Raw genomic sequence first — 14,280 nt, 5'->3', positions numbered from 1 at the left:
GCATTCAGGCCAGCGCCTGGAGCAACAGGTGCGGCTGCAAAGGCTTTCCCATGTGCTGGTCGAAACCGGCGGCAAGTGCGCGGTCACGGTCCTGTGGGCGTGCAAAGGCCGTGAGCGCAATGGCGCGCAGGCGCGGATGGCCCGCAGCAGCCTCCATCTCCCGGACCTTGGCGATCAGGTCATGGCCGTCGCGGCCGGGCAGACCAATGTCGCTCACGAACAGGTCGGGCCAGGCCTTGTCGAACTGGGCAATTGCAGTCTCGTAGCTGTCGGCCACGCGCACATTGGCGCCCTCGTCCGTGAGCACGATGCTGAGCATCTCGCTGGTGTCGGCGTTGTCGTCCACCACCAGGATGTCCTTGCCCTGCAGCAGGCGCACTTCACGGGCCTGCGGCGTGGCCTGGGCATCGTCATCGCCCGCCAGCGGTTCTTCATAGGCCACCAACAGCCGTGCAGTCATCGCCGTGCCCTGGCCGATCCCCGCGCTGCTGGCCGCAATGGTGCCGCCGTGCAGGTCCACCAGGTGCTTGACGATGGACAGGCCCAGCCCCAGGCCGCCATGGGAGCGGTTGCCTGGCGTGCCGCTCTGCGTGAAGCGCTGGAACAGGTAGGGCAAAAACCCCGCCTCGATACCTGCGCCGTGGTCCTGCACAACGAGGATGAGTTCGTCCGCTTCGCGCTTGAGACGCAGCTGCACCATGCCACCGCTTTCCGAGAACTTGATGGCATTGGTCACCAGGTTCCACACGATCTGCTGAAAGCGCGTGACGTCAAGCCAGGCAGGTTCATCCGTATCGTCGCAGGCCACTTCGAGGGTAATCTTCTTGGCCAGGGCCAGGTCGCGCAGGGCATCGAGCGAAATGCGCACCAGCTCCACCGGATTGGCCCACTCACGGTGCAGGCGCAGCTTGCCCGATGCAATGCGCGAGACGTCCAGGATGTCCGAGATGATGCGCCCCTGCGCCTTGGCACCGCGCTCGATGGCGTCGATGCCGCGCGCCAGCGTATCGGCGTTGGTGTTCGGGCGCTTGAGCATGTGCACCCAGCCGGTGATCAGTGTGAGCGGTGTGCGCAACTCGTGCGAGAGCACGGCCACGAAGTCGTCCTTGGTACGGCTGTGGCGCTCGGCCAGCACGCGCGCTGCCTGTTCGCGCTCGAGCAGTTCCTCGCGCCGGCGCTCGAAGTCGATGCGCTCGGACAGATCGGTTGCAATACCGATGCGGATGCCCGGCTCCACATGGTCCGACATGCCCCAGTCCAGCAGTATCTCCTTGCCGTCGCCGCGGATCAGCGGAAACTCACCCTGCCAGTTGACATCGGCCGAGCCCTGCATGCGCTCTTGCACGAAGTCCTGCCAAGGCGGCGGCGTAAGAGAGGTCACGGCCATGCCGATGAGGTCCATGCGGCTACGCTGCATCAATTTTTCGGCGGCCGGATTCACGTCGGCAAAGCGCCCCTCTGAATCGATGAGCATCATGGCCACGGGCGCCTGGTCGTAAATGGCGCGAAACCGCGTTTCGCTGCGCCGCAGGTCTTCCTCGGCCGTGCGCGCACGGATAAGGGCCTGCAGCGTAGCCACCATCAGCGGTGGCTCGGCAGGGTGCACCATATAGGCGTCGGCACCGGCATTGAGCCCTGCCACCTTGTGCTCGCTCTGCATGTAGGTGGCTGACAGGTGGATGATGGGCGTCAGCTGCGTGCGCGAATCCGCACGCAGCACCCGGCACACCTCGAATCCGTCCATGTCCGGCAGGTGCACGTCCAGCACTACCGCCGACACGTTGCGCTTGGCGGATTCAATGGCTGCGCCGCCCGTCGCCGCCTCTTCCGTCTGAAAGCCTGCGGCGCGAATGACCCGGGCTGTGGCGTAGCGGGTGACCGGGTTATCGTCCACCACCAACACCGTGTGCAGGCTTCGGTCGATCGTGGGCGAGATCATTTCTGATGTGGCCATGGTTCAGTCCGAAGTGGCTTTCTCGACCGGGTGCATCTGCACCGGCACAGTGACCGAGAACACCGAGCCCTTTCCCACCACGCTGGTAACCTCGACCGTCCCACCCAGCAGGGTGGCCAACTGCCTGGACAGCGCCAGCCCCAGCCCGGTACCGCGCAGGCGCTTCTGGATTGGCGCCTTGACCTGCGAGAAGTCATTGAACAGCGCAGGCAGGTTTTCCGCAGGGATGCCGATGCCCGTGTCGGCCACGGCAAAACGGATCATGCCCTCGCCCTCCAACCGAGCGGACACCCGCACCTCGCCCTGGGCAGTGAACTTGAGGGCGTTGGATATGAAATTGCGAAGGATCTGGGAGAGCTTGCGGTCATCCGTGTAGAGGCGTGTCAGCCCCACCGGCTCTTCGAACACCAGGTTCAGCGCCTCATTGTCCAGGATCGGCTTGAACATTCCGCGCAGCGCCGAGAACAGGTCCATCATTTCAAACCACTCGGGCGACACGTCGAGCCGGCCGGACTCGATCTTGGCCAGGTCGAGCAGGTCGTCGACCATGCTGGAGAACTCCTCACAGGTAGTCTGGATGAAGCGTACCTGGCGTTCCTGCTCCTCAGTCAACGGGCCGTCTACTCGATCGAGCAGCAGGCGCACCAGGCTCAGGGTGGCGCCGATGGGCGTGCGGAACTCGTGGCTCATGTACGACAGGAACCGGCTCTTGAGCTGGGTGGCGTGCTTGAGCTGCTCGGCCTGTTCGTCGAGTTCGGCGTACAGCGCCACCACGCCGCGGTTGGTTTCTTCGAGCTCTTCCCGCAGGGCCTGCATCTCGGCCTGCAGGGCCTCGACTTCGGCCTGACTCTGCTCCAGCTGGGCTTTCAGATCGTCACTCAAGCGCGTCTCCCTGTTTTATCACCAGCACGGTGGCATCGTCGCGGCCCCGGCTCTGCTGCCACAGCAATGCGGCCGCGATCAACGTGGGGTCGCGCTGCAGCAGCGGAACCACTTCCTCCGCTTTCCAACGCGAGGCAATGCCGTCGCTGTGCACCACAGCCACCGCATGGTCTGGCATCTCCAGTGTTGCCACCTCGGTCCGGCGCACCTGCACCCCAACCGTTCCGTGCTGGGTGATCATGGACCTGTCGAACACTCCCGAGATGATGCGCCCGATCACATTGCCGGCCCCTGCGTACTTCAACTGCCCCGAACTTTCCATGCGCAGCGCGAACACTGCCGCGCCTCGCGTGGTCTGCAGGCCGAGGTGGGCGTCGGGCAGGAAGCTTTCGATTGGCGCGAAGGGATCGCCCGCAAACACATCCAGCGCGGCGTCCGAGGCAAGGGCTGCATGGGGCCCATGGCCGAGGCCATCGGCCACCACTGCGGACACCTTGCCGCCTTCGGTCGCCACCGCCCAGCCGTCGCCGCACGCCGTCTCGCCGGGTGCGGCAATGCTCACCGCACCCCACTGTCGATGGCCAGCCGGGGCCTCCTGCGAGGCGGGGCGCACGCGCACCAGACACAAGGTGCCAAAAGGCGTCGAATGGATGTCGAAATCGCTGGCCAGGCGACGTATGGCGCCAAGGCCCGTGCCGGGCGAACCGGTACCGGTGGACACACCGTCCTGAAATGAGCGTTTGACATCCGCCATTCCGGGACCTTTGTCCAGCGCCAGGATCTCCACCTCCTGCCCACCGGCCGGAGCGGCAATCCACAGCTCCCCCTGCAGCGCGTGGCGCACGAGGTTGGTGCCCAGCTCCGTCAATATCAACGACAGGCGCCCCACATCCACTTCGCTCCAACCCCAGTCTTGCGCGGTCCGGGCGCAAAAGCGACGCGCATCGCCAACGCAGCTGGAGTCGGTGATGGCGAACGGACGGTGGCTCCATCCCCGTATCACTTCCACTTGGTGATACTCACGCGGGTGCCCTGCCCAGGGGCAGAGTCGACCACGAAATCGCTAACCAGCCGCTTGCTGCCAGGCAGGCCCAGGCCCATGCCGGAGCCCGAGGTCCAGCCGTCCGTCATGGCCAGCTTCATGTCGGCGATGCCGGGGCCTTCGTCCTCGAAATGCAAGGCTAGGCCAAGCTTGGCCCCTGTGTCCAGCACCTCCCAGCGCATGCGTCCACCGCCCCCATGGATGAGGGTATTGCGCGAGAGCTCGCTCGCGGCCGTGATCATCTTGGTCTGCTCGACGAGCGAGAACTTGAGCAGTTGGCACAGCGAGCGTACGGCCTGCCGGCTGGCAACGATGTGCTGCTCCGTCTCCAGCGGCAGCGTGCCGGTGCGTTCAATCGACATGGCCGCTCGCCACGCGTGCGCGTTGCAGCAACGCGAGCCCCCGCTCCACGTTGAGCGCCGTCTTCACACCTTCCAGCGACAGGCCGAGCTCCACCAGCGTGATGGCCACGGCCGGCTGCATGCCCACGACCACCGTGGTGGCCGAAAGAATGCGGGCGATGCCCGAGATGCTGGCCAGCATGCGGCCCACGAAGGAGTCCACGATCTCCAGCGCCGAGATGTCGATCATCACGCCGCTGGCACCGGTCTTGGCGATGCGGTCCGCCAAGTCGTCCTGCAGTGCCAGCGCTGTCTGGTCCTGCATGTCCACCTGAATCGTAACAAGCAGGGTCGAACCCATGCGCAATATTGGTATGCGTTCCATGTGCAATACCCCTCAGACGGCCTGGCGAGTGATGCGCCAGCCCGTGCGCTGCAGGGCCAGCGAGAGGGCATCGGCCAGGCTCGCCTTGGTGCTGATGCCCTGCAGGTCGATGCCCAGGTGCACAATGGTCTGCGCGATCTGCGGGCGGATGCCACTGATGATGCAGTCAGCGCCCATCAACCGGATGGCCGTCACCGTCTTGAGCAAATGTTGCGCGACCAGAGTGTCCACCGTGGGTACGCCAGTGATGTCGATGATGGCCAGCTCAGAGCCGGTCTCCACGATCTTTTGCAGCAACGTCTCCATCACGATCTGCGTGCGGTTGCTGTCGAGCGTGCCGATCATGGGCACAGCCAGCACACCTTCCCAAAGCTTGACCACGGGCGTGGACAACTCCAGCAGCTCTTCCTGCTGGCGATTGATGATGTCCTCACGCGCGCGCTGGAAGGTGGTAGCCGTGAACTGAGCCATTCCGTCCACCAGCTTGGTCAGGCCCCAGAATGCGGCGGTGAGCTGAACGCTGTCGCTACCATTAAGCCGCTGCTGCAGGGCGTTGAGCAAAGGTTTCTTGAGGGCCAACACAAAGACGCTGGTCTCTCCGGCGCTCTGGCCCTGCGCGGCGCGCGAGCGCGACAGCGAGGAAAGCACCTCCTGTAACGGCGCCCATTTGGCGTCGGCAAAGGATTCGATGTTGGCCCCCGCCTGGAGCCCCTTGGCCAGTGCCGATGCAATGTCGGCGGCATCGGCGGAGGCTGACTTGGAAAGGCTGGCATTGCCTGAACGTGCCTCTTCGAGCCACTCCTGAATGAGGGCGGGCTTGTTGCCCTCCTGCAGTGCATCGAGGATTTGGGTGTTCAGGGTAGTCATGGAAGGAGATCTCGCCAGTTAAGTGTCCGTTCCATGTCCGCGTGAGAAGAGGCTGCGGGCATGGGCAAAACATTGTACGGGCCTAAGGGCTTACTACATCGCCCAAAGGCGATGGAGACCGCGCTTTGCGGCGTTGTCTTACGCAAACTGACCTTAACCCAGCGCCTGGCGCAGCTTGCGCGCCAGGTCTTCGCGCGAGTAAGGCTTGCTCAGCAGCGCCACCCCCGCATCGAGCCGCCCGCCATGGACGATGGAGTTCTCGGTGTAGCCCGAGGTGAACAGCACCTCGATGTTCGGCTGCACCAGCCGCGCCTTGCGCGCGAGATCGGGGCTGCGCAGCGGGCCGGGCATGACCACGTCGGTGAACAGCAGGTCGATCTGCACGCCGCTCTCCACCACCGCCAGGGCGCTTTGCGCATCGGGCGCCTTGAGCACCTTGTAGCCCATGTCGGTGAGCAGCTCGACCACGGTTTCGCGCACCTGGGCGTCGTCTTCCACCACCAGAATGGTTTCGCTGCCGCCTTCGGCCTCCACCAGCGGCAGGGGGCCGCTCGAGAGCTCGGCTTCGACCGACCGGGGCAGGTAGAGCTTGACGGTGGTGCCGTGGCCCACCTCGCTGTAGATCTTGATGTGGCCACCGCTTTGCTTGACGAAGCCGTACACCATCGACAGGCCGAGCCCGGTGCCATGGCCTTCGGGCTTGGTGGTGAAGAAGGGCTCGAAGACCTTCTGCACGATGTCCTCGCTCATGCCGCAACCGGTGTCGGACACGGCGATCATCACGTACTGGCCTGCCGTGACTTCGCCATGGGTCAGCGCATAGATGTCGTCCAGGCTGGCGTTGCCGGCCTCGATGGTCAGGCGGCCATGGCCCTGCATGGCGTCGCGGGCGTTGATGGCCAGGTTGAGCAGCGTGTTCTCCAGAAAGCTGCTGTCGGCCAGGGTGTTCCACAGGCCGCCGGCCACCACCGTCTCCAGCTCGATCGCTTCGCCCAGGGCGCGGCGCAGCATGTCGTTGAGGTCGCGCAGCAGGCGCCCGACGTTGAGCACCACGGGCGACAGCGGCTGCTTGCGCGCAAAGGCCAGCAGGTGCGATGCCAGTTTGGCGCCGCGCGCCACGCCGTCGAGCGCGCCGTTGATGCGGCGCAGCGCTGCCTCGTCCTTGGCCAGGGTCTTGCGCAGCATGTGCAGGTTGCCCGAGATGATCTGCAGCACGTTGTTGAAGTCGTGGGCCACGCCCCCGGTGAGCTGCCCCACGCTTTCCATCTTCTGCGACTGGTGCAGCGCGGCCTCGGCGCGGCGCAGTGCCTCTTCGGCAGCGCGGTCGTCGGTCACGTCGCGGCCCACGGCAAGGATCACGCCGGCCTCCGGCACGGCGGTCCACATCAGCACGCGGTAACTGCCATCCTTGCACCGGTAGCGGTTGTCGAAGCGAAAGGTGGTCACCCCGCGCGCCAGGCCGCTCATCTCGTCGAGGGTGGCGGCCTGGTCATCGGGGTGCACCAGGTCCATGAAGCTGCGGCCCAGCAGTTCGCTGGCCTGCCAGCCCAGCAGGCGCGTCCACGCGGGGTTGACGGACAGCACCGTGGCTTCGAAATCGGCCACCAGCATCACGTCGGTGGACAGGCGCCACATGCGGTCGCGCTCGGCCGTGCGCTCGGCCACCTCGCGCTCCAGATTTTCGTTGAGGTGGGCCAGCGCCAGAGCGGCGGCCCGCTGTTCTTCGATGTCGGTGTTGGTGCCCACCCAGCGCACCACGCTGCCGCCTTCGTTGCGCAGCGGCACGGCACGCGCCAGGTGCCAGCGGTAGGTCCCATCGGCCCGGCGCAGTCGAAATTCCGATTCATAGCCCACGCCGCTGGCCAGTGCCTGCGCCCACTTCTCACCGGCCTGGGGCAGGTCGTCGGGGTGCACGATGCGGGTCCAGCCGGTGCCCAGCAGTGCGGCCGGCGGCAGCCCACTGTACTCGGGCACCTTGTCATTGAGCCAGTCGAGCAGGCCGTCCGGCCCGGCCGCCCACACCTGGTTGGGCATGGCCTGCGCAAACACCTGGAACTGCGCCTCGCGGCGGCTGGCCTCTTCCTCGGCCAGAACCCGCGGCGTCACGTCGGAACCCTGCACGAAGATGCCAGCCACCCGGCCCTGCGCGTCGCGCAACGGGTGGTACAGCACATCGATGTAGCGCCTTTCGTACGCGCCATCGGGTTGGCGCTGCAGCGTGGCGGGCAGCGCCGTGCCGAAGAACGGCTCGCCCGTGCCATACACCTGGTCAAGCAGTTCGAAGAAGCCCTGCCCTGCAATCTCCGGCAGGGCCTGGCGCACCGGCTTGCCCAGCACCTCGCGGTGGCCCACCAGTTGCATGTAGGCCGGGTTGGCCAGCTCGAACACATGGTCCGGCCCATGCAGCAGGGCCATGAAGCCCGGCGCCTGCTCGAACATGCTGCCCAGGCGCTCGCGCTCGCCCTGCACGCGCTTTTCGGCCGTGACCTTGGCCGTGGTCTCGGTAAGGATGGCCATCACACCCACCGGTTGGCCCTGCCCATCGGGGATGGGCGAATAATCCAGGTCCAGGTACACCTCTTCAGGCGCGCCGTTGCGGTGCAGCACGAGGAACTGGTCGCGAAAGCTCAGCGTGCCACCCGCCAGGCATTCGGTGATCACCCGGTCGTTGAAAGCCTCGGCCTCGGGCCAGGCCTGGCGTGCGGGCATGCCCAGTATCTCGGGATGGCGTGCGCCGGCGATGACGGCATAGCCATCGTTGTAGAGCAGGATGCCTTCGTGCCCCCACATCATCGCCATGGGCACGGGCGATTGCAGCATCAGGTCCACCGCCACGCGGACGGTGGGCGGCCAGGCATGCTGGGGCCCCAGTGCCGTGGCAGACCAGTCGAATCGGGCAAAGGCCTGGCGTACGGGGGTGATGGGCTCAACAGGCGTGGCAGGAGAGGGGGCGCTGTACATACACGGTAGGTTGCAAGGGGCCAAAAACGCAAGCAGGTGCACGGTGCCAAGGGCAGGTTCCAGGCGAAATCCTGGCAATCACTCAGAGAGAGACCTGCGGGATTCTCACATGGTTCAGGCCTGGGCCACCCTGTTTCGGCCCGCCTCTTTGGCCGAATACAGTGCCGCATCGGCGCGGGCATACAGGCTGCAGGCGGCTTCCCCGTCCTGCAGGGTGACTGCGCCGATGCTGATGGTCACGCCGCCGTGGGCCCCTGGCGTCTGGGCCACTGCAAGGCGCATGCGCTCGGCCACCTCGAAGGCGCCCTGCGCGCCCGTGTTCGGCAGCAGCACGGCGAACTCTTCCCCTCCCACACGGGCAACGATATCGATGACCCGGGCGCCCGCGCTCAGGACCTGCCCGATCATCTGCAGCACCTGGTCCTCGGCATCGTGGCCCAGGCGGTCGTTGATGCGCTTGAAGTGGTCCACGTCCAGCATCAGCAGGCTCAGCGGCGAACGGTGGCGCTCTACGATGGCCAGCTCCAGCGCCAGGCTGTGGTCGAACGCGCGCCGGTTGCGCAGGCCGGTGAGCGAGTCCGTCGTGGCCAGTTCGGCCAGGGCACGGTTCAGTTCATCCACCCGCTGCAGTTGCTCCAGCAGGCGCCGGTTGAGAGCGTCCGATTCGCGCACGGCCCTGCGCAACTGGATTTCACGCAGGGCCGAATGCGCCAGCTCGACCAGGACTTCGACGTCGGTCTCTGTCCATTGCCGGGGCTTGAAGTCCACCGCGCAGAAACTGCCCAGCACCTGCCCATGGGCAGTCACGAGAGGAATGCCGGCATAGGCACGCACCCCCAGAGATTTGACGGTAGGAACGTCGCAGAACACTGCCATTTGCGTGACATCGGCGAGCACCAGGGGCCCGTCAGACACCATGTCGTAGTGGCAAAACGAACGGCCCTCCAGCTGGCGCGTGGTGTTCAGCGGCTCGCCCAGGCCGAAGGCGCTTTTGTAGAAGTCCCGGCTCGAATCCACCAGCGACACGAAGGTGACGGGTGCCCCCGTGAGCTTGGCTGCCAGGCGGGTCAGCCGGTCAAAGCTCTCTTCGGGAGGGGTGTCCAGCAGGCCGGTGTCCCGGACCGCCGCGACACGGCCTGGGTCCGCCAATGCCGCCAGGATGCTGGCTTCGTCTGAGGGAACGGGAGACGGTGTTTCCATGGGACGCAGCACCTTTAAAAAGTGTGCAAACGTTACACGATCGTCCGAAGCGGCGCCCGATAGCGCGCAAAGCCCCTGAACACCCTGGCAAGCGTGCAATGGCGAGCGGATTCGCGGGGTATTCGGCCCACGCCCAACGGCGCAGTCCAGGGCTGACACACTCAGGTCTTCGGAGGCAAACATGTTGATACAACTGATCTACGCGAGCCGCACCTCGCGCGTTCTGGGCCCTGCAGATGTCAAGGACATCCTGGGCGCATCGCAGCGCAACAACACCCGCGCCGGCATCACGGGCGCGCTGTGCCTGAACAACGGAATCTTTCTGCAACTGCTCGAAGGCGACCGCGCTGCGGTGAACGCGCTGTACCACCGCCTGCTCAAGGATGGCCGCCACCGCGACACGGCCATCCTGGACCTGAGCGAAATCCCGTACCGGCGCTTCACGGGTTGGTCCATGGGGCTGATTGCATCGCTGGAAACCAACCGGCAGCTGTTTCTCAAATACTCGGGCACGGCGGATTTCGACCCATACACCATGGGCACCGCGAGCCTGCGCAGCTTCTTCGAAGAGATCTTGCAGAACGTGCGCTGGCTGGAGTAGCAGTCCCTCTGGCATGCTTGGCGCACAGGAAATGGGCGCCACGCACCTCGGTATGGGGCCATTCTTCAAAACCACGAAGAATATTAATCCCACCCTTCATTCAAACTGGTGATATACTTGCCGCTGTTGCAGTGAAGGCTCTTGACGAAAGCTTGCACCGCAACGCTCGCCGGATGGCTCCCCACCACCTGCTTGCCGCCTTTTGCGACCTCTGTCGCCCGTGTTGGTCTGTAGAGCTGCAGCCAACCGCGTTTGTTGATGCTCACGCAGGCTTACGGGCCTGTGATCCTGACTGAATCAGATTTCAAAGACCGCCATTTCCATGGGCAAGTTCGTCGTTTCGCCCGCGACACACCAGACCGACTGCGGCAATTTCCGCGCCTCATTTTCGGTCCATCGATCCCAGGGCAACGGCAGCTACTGCCGCGTGTTCCGCTTCGACAAAGCCTTTGCCTCGCGCGAAGCTGCCCGGCTGTTTGCCGTCACCCAGGGCTGGCTGCAAACCTGCATGCCGCACCCACCCACGTGTTGATGCTCTGCTGACCGCAGGCCCCATCCACCTTTTCCCGTTGCGGCCGGCCGCCGGCCAGCTCACCCTTATCCCCAACGGTGCGTCACTCGTTGCGCGCCTTCACTCCGAAAGGCTCTTCTCATGAGCAGCAAAATCTACGTGGGCAACCTGCCCTATTCCGTGACCGACTCCACCCTGGAAAGCAATTTCTCCGAGTTCGGCGCCGTCACCTCTGCCAAGGTCATGATGGACCGTGACACCGGCCGCTCCAAGGGCTTCGGCTTTGTGGAAATGGCATCTGCCGAAGTCGCCCAGGCAGCCATCACCGGTCTGCACGGCATGTCTGTCGACGGCCGTTCGATCGTCGTGAACCTGGCCCGTCCCCGCGAAGACCGCAGTGGCTCGGGTGGTTCGGGCTCGGGTGGCTACAGCGCCAGCAATCGCCAGGACACCGGCTACGGCACGGGTGGCTACGGCGGCGGCCGCTACTGATCCAGTAGCTCCCTGCTAAGAGCGGCTAACAAAACTCTTCTGGCGTCGTTGCTGCGTCTTGTCGTACTACTCGTACTGCCTGCGACGCAGCGCCTAGCCAGAACCGCTTCGCTGAGTTTTGTTATCCGCTCTAAAAAGCCGGCTCTTTCGAGCCGGTTTTTTTTCGTCCCGGCTTCCACTTTCGGGCATGCAGGAGGTCTGCTTGCGGGCAAAAAATGCCTGCAAAACGTCCTCAAAAATCCCCTCTTGAAACTGTTTTGGCCGCCTCTATTTCTGCAGTCGAACCGGCGGGGGCGGGTCTCCGACCGGTGTCATTCAACCCAACGGAGGACACACCATGTATGTATCGTTGTTGAGTCAACCGAACAGCCTGTTCGGTCAATTCGAGCGGCTTCGCCGCGAACTGGATGATGTTTTCGGTGCCACGGGGCTGCCCAGCAGCATCCGCTCGGTCAATGCGGGCACGCTGCCGGCGATCAATGTGGGGCGCACCCCCACGAGCGTGGAGGTGTATGCCTTCGCGCCGGGGCTGGACGCCTCGAAGATCGACGTGAGCCTGGACCGGGGCGTGCTGCGCATTGCCGGTGAGCGCGCGTCCGGCATCCCCGCCGCCGACCCCAAGGTGCAGGTGTATGCCAGCGAGCGCAGCGTGGGTTCGTTCACCCGCACCGTGTCTTTGCCGGACGATGTGGATCCGGCCCAGGTGAATGCCAGCTACCGCGACGGCGTGCTGCAGATCAGCATTGCGCGGCGCGAGTCGGCCCAGCCCAAGCGCATCACCGTGCAATGACCCGCATCGCATCCCAAGGAGAACCCATCATGAGCGAACAAAAACAAATGGCCACCACCTCTTCGCCTGCGTCCGCCTCGACTGCGGCCGACCGAGACACGCAGCGCGCGCTGCTCCCTGCCGTGGACGTGTTCGAGGACGGCGGCTGCATCACGCTGCTGGCCGACATGCCCGGCGTGCCCAAGGAGCAGCTGGAGCTGAAGGTGGAAGGCGAATCGCTGTGGATCGAAGGCAGCGTGCGGCCCCATGCCGCCGACGGCCTGGAGGCCATCTACGCCGAGGTACGGGTGCCCCGCTACCGCCGCAGCTTCACGCTCAGCCGCGAGCTGGACACGGCGCGCATCGAAGCCAGCCTGAAGGACGGCGTGCTGTGCCTGCGCATCCCCAAGCAGGCCCATGCGCAACCGCGCCGGATCGCCGTGATGGCAGGTTGAGGGCGTGGCCGACGCAGCTTGCAATGAGATCTTTGTTCAGAAAGGAGGAAACATGACCCCCATTGCAGAACAATCCGGACAAGGGGCCGACCAGGCGAGCAGTGCACTGTGGCAAGCATGGAGCAAGGTCGCCAGCCGGGCCAGAAGCGCCCTCGCGCGGCTGTGGCCAGCACCCGTCCCAACTGGCCGGCGCTGGCCGCCAGCGCCGCTCAGCGCAATGCCGCGACTGAGGGGTTGGGCCTTCACTGCGGCCCACGTTTTCGACGGCCCCGCCAAGGTGGTCGTGCGCGTCGAGGCCCCCGGGATGCGCCGTGAGGACTTCCGTATCGAGCTCCATGGCCATGTGCTCACCGTATGGGGCGAAAAGCGCATCCACCAGGCCGGCGCGGTGGGCCGCTGGCACATCGCCCGGCATGCGTATGGTCCCTTGCGCCGCGACCTGTCGCTTGCAACGGCGGTAGATGCTTACAACAGCAAGGCCATCTACCGCGATGGGGTGCTGCGCATCGAGCTGCCCAAGTCCGACGCGGTGCGAGGCCGGGCCATCGCCTTGCACCTGGCCTAAGGCCTGCCTGCGCCGCCCTTGCGGCACAACAATCCGCCCGGCTTCGTCCGGGCGATTTTCATGGCACCGCCACCCACGGGGTGTGGTGCAGGCTTGCGCTTTTTTCAGTGCAGATGGCGCCCGTCTCCGCGGGCGCCGGCTACTTCGGGCGAGCGCAAGCCCGCTTCAAGCAGTGTGGACGTACGCTGCACCCGCCGCAGCGCCTCGCGCGCGAGGAGGTAGGCGTCGGTCTGCAGCTGCGACAGGTAGCGCATTGATGAGCCGCTGCGCCGGCCCGCACCACGGGTGGCACGGTCTGCTCCCGAAGAGGGAGATGGGGAATGCGAATTCATGGTCAAACTCCTTTCTTGGCAAGTGAGCCGATTGCTCGTGGCAGGGGGTGGCGCGAGGCCGGTGAAATGATAGGAAATCGCCGCCGGAAATTCAAGACCGGGCGCTGAACAGCGAGGTATCCACCTGCGCGATGGAGCGAAAGGCCGGCCGGGCAAACAGATAGCCCTGCATGAGGTGGATGCCTGCATCGCGCAGAAAATCGCGCTCAGCGGGCGTCTCGATGCCTTCGGCAACCACCTCTATGTCCATGTCCTTGCACAGGGACACCAGGCTGCGCACGATGGCCTGGCGCGCACGGTTGGCGTCCACGTTGCGGATCAGGTCCATGTCGATCTTGATGATGTCGGGCTGGAAGTCGGACAGCAGCTTCATGCCTGCATACCCCGCGCCGAAGTCGTCGATGGCGGTCTTGAACCCGCAGCGCTTGTACTCGCGCAAGATGGAGGCGAACCAGGGCCCGTCCTGCACGCGCTCGCCTTCGGTCACCTCGAAGATGATCTGGTCGAGCGGAAAGTGGTGGGTGCGGGCGGCCTCCAGCGTCGTGCGAATGCACACCTCGGGTTTGTAGATGGCGTTGGGCAAAAAGTTGATGGAGACCGGCTCGCGTATGCCCAGCTCGCTCGCCCCCTTGATGGCCTTGACACGGCAGGCTTGGTCGAAGCGGTAGCGGTTGCCGTCGTTGACCTGGGACAGCACGGTCATGGCGCCCTCGCCTGCGGGCCCACGCACGAGGGCCTCGTGCGCGAACACCGTGCGCCTCTCCAGATCCACGATGGGCTGGTAGGCGTAGTCGAACTGAAACCCCAGCTTCTCCCCTTTGCCGCAGTCTTCACAGTCCTGCCGCGAGCCTTCCAGCGGGATGAAGTCGGTGGGGAAACGAGGATTGACGGTGGGTAGGGACAGCATCACTACAATTTAAAGG

At 65.0% G+C, this 14,280-nt stretch carries 17 protein-coding genes; 6 read left to right on the top strand and 11 right to left on the bottom strand.

The window, feature by feature from the left end:
• Nucleotides 1-4 precede the first annotated feature (4 nt).
• From ACSQ3Y_RS17745 to ACSQ3Y_RS17710, 8 genes are all read right to left on the bottom strand, one after another.
• Nucleotides 5-1,954 (bottom strand): hybrid sensor histidine kinase/response regulator, encoded by a 1,950-nt coding sequence (locus ACSQ3Y_RS17745; protein ID WP_057202900.1) that lies wholly within the window; start codon nt 1,952-1,954, stop codon nt 5-7.
• Between the two features lie 3 nt (nt 1,955-1,957).
• Nucleotides 1,958-2,770: a sensor histidine kinase gene (locus ACSQ3Y_RS17740; RefSeq protein WP_082604205.1), complete on the bottom strand. Its 813-nt coding sequence runs from the start codon at nt 2,768-2,770 to the stop codon at nt 1,958-1,960.
• 58 nt (nt 2,771-2,828) lie between these two features.
• On the bottom strand, nt 2,829-3,845 hold the full coding sequence (locus ACSQ3Y_RS17735) for an ATP-binding protein (protein ID WP_436178291.1): 1,017 nt from the start codon (nt 3,843-3,845) through the stop codon (nt 2,829-2,831).
• On the bottom strand, nt 3,836-4,240 hold the full coding sequence (locus ACSQ3Y_RS17730; RefSeq protein ID WP_057202903.1) for an anti-sigma regulatory factor: 405 nt from the start codon (nt 4,238-4,240) through the stop codon (nt 3,836-3,838). Before ACSQ3Y_RS17730 ends, ACSQ3Y_RS17735 begins: the two co-directional genes overlap by 10 nt.
• A complete protein-coding gene (locus tag ACSQ3Y_RS17725; protein ID WP_436178290.1) occupies nt 4,230-4,604 on the bottom strand; it encodes an STAS domain-containing protein in 375 nt (124 codons plus the stop codon). The genes ACSQ3Y_RS17730 and ACSQ3Y_RS17725 overlap by 11 nt, the downstream gene beginning before the upstream one ends.
• 12 nt (nt 4,605-4,616) lie before the next feature.
• Nucleotides 4,617-5,471 (bottom strand): STAS domain-containing protein, encoded by an 855-nt coding sequence (locus tag ACSQ3Y_RS17720; protein WP_436178289.1) that lies wholly within the window; start codon nt 5,469-5,471, stop codon nt 4,617-4,619.
• A gap of 153 nt (nt 5,472-5,624) precedes the next feature.
• Nucleotides 5,625-8,432, bottom strand: coding sequence for a PAS domain S-box protein (locus ACSQ3Y_RS17715; RefSeq protein WP_436178288.1), 2,808 nt, complete (start codon nt 8,430-8,432; stop codon nt 5,625-5,627).
• A gap of 114 nt (nt 8,433-8,546) precedes the next feature.
• Entirely contained in the window at nt 8,547-9,632 is a 1,086-nt protein-coding gene (locus ACSQ3Y_RS17710) for a sensor domain-containing diguanylate cyclase (protein ID WP_436178287.1), read from the bottom strand.
• Between the two features lie 181 nt (nt 9,633-9,813).
• Between ACSQ3Y_RS17710 and ACSQ3Y_RS17705 the strand changes: the two genes are divergently transcribed.
• Nucleotides 9,814-10,233, top strand: a complete 420-nt coding sequence (locus tag ACSQ3Y_RS17705) for a BLUF domain-containing protein (protein WP_057202908.1) — start codon at nt 9,814-9,816, stop codon at nt 10,231-10,233.
• Nucleotides 10,234-10,316: 83 nt separating this feature from the next.
• On the opposite strand, the gene ACSQ3Y_RS17700 is transcribed toward ACSQ3Y_RS17705, so the two are convergent.
• The gene (locus ACSQ3Y_RS17700) at nt 10,317-10,499 is read right to left on the bottom strand and encodes a hypothetical protein (protein ID WP_436178286.1); all 183 of its coding nucleotides are present in this window, start codon (nt 10,497-10,499) and stop codon (nt 10,317-10,319) included.
• A gap of 56 nt (nt 10,500-10,555) precedes the next feature.
• On the opposite strand from ACSQ3Y_RS17700, the gene ACSQ3Y_RS17695 reads away from it, so the two are divergent.
• The 5 genes from ACSQ3Y_RS17695 to ACSQ3Y_RS17675 all read left to right on the top strand — a co-directional run bounded on the left by ACSQ3Y_RS17695 (nt 10,556) and on the right by ACSQ3Y_RS17675 (nt 13,025).
• The gene (locus tag ACSQ3Y_RS17695) at nt 10,556-10,765 is read left to right on the top strand and encodes a hypothetical protein (protein WP_057202911.1); all 210 of its coding nucleotides are present in this window, start codon (nt 10,556-10,558) and stop codon (nt 10,763-10,765) included.
• A 120-nt stretch (nt 10,766-10,885) separates the two neighbouring features.
• Nucleotides 10,886-11,236: an RNA recognition motif domain-containing protein gene (locus ACSQ3Y_RS17690; RefSeq protein WP_057202912.1), complete on the top strand. Its 351-nt coding sequence runs from the start codon at nt 10,886-10,888 to the stop codon at nt 11,234-11,236.
• Nucleotides 11,237-11,573: 337 nt separating this feature from the next.
• Nucleotides 11,574-12,026 (top strand): Hsp20/alpha crystallin family protein, encoded by a 453-nt coding sequence (locus ACSQ3Y_RS17685; RefSeq protein ID WP_436178285.1) that lies wholly within the window; start codon nt 11,574-11,576, stop codon nt 12,024-12,026.
• 29 nt (nt 12,027-12,055) lie between these two features.
• On the top strand, nt 12,056-12,460 hold the full coding sequence (locus tag ACSQ3Y_RS17680) for an Hsp20/alpha crystallin family protein (protein ID WP_436178284.1): 405 nt from the start codon (nt 12,056-12,058) through the stop codon (nt 12,458-12,460).
• Nucleotides 12,461-12,677: 217 nt separating this feature from the next.
• Entirely contained in the window at nt 12,678-13,025 is a 348-nt protein-coding gene (locus ACSQ3Y_RS17675) for an Hsp20/alpha crystallin family protein (RefSeq protein ID WP_436178283.1), read from the top strand.
• 104 nt (nt 13,026-13,129) lie between these two features.
• On the opposite strand, the gene ACSQ3Y_RS17670 is transcribed toward ACSQ3Y_RS17675, so the two are convergent.
• Both ACSQ3Y_RS17670 and ACSQ3Y_RS17665 read right to left on the bottom strand, forming a co-directional pair.
• Nucleotides 13,130-13,357: a hypothetical protein gene (locus ACSQ3Y_RS17670; RefSeq protein WP_436178282.1), complete on the bottom strand. Its 228-nt coding sequence runs from the start codon at nt 13,355-13,357 to the stop codon at nt 13,130-13,132.
• A 91-nt stretch (nt 13,358-13,448) separates the two neighbouring features.
• A complete protein-coding gene (locus tag ACSQ3Y_RS17665) occupies nt 13,449-14,264 on the bottom strand; it encodes an EAL domain-containing protein (RefSeq protein ID WP_057202916.1) in 816 nt (271 codons plus the stop codon).
• Nucleotides 14,265-14,280: the final 16 nt, after the last annotated feature.

The sequence above is a fragment of the Acidovorax sp. LjRoot66 genome (genome assembly GCF_964253305.1).
Lineage (GTDB): Bacteria > Pseudomonadota > Gammaproteobacteria > Burkholderiales > Burkholderiaceae_C > Acidovorax.
Note: the sequence above shows the minus strand (reverse complement) of the source record. Positions and strands in the feature narration are given on the sequence as shown.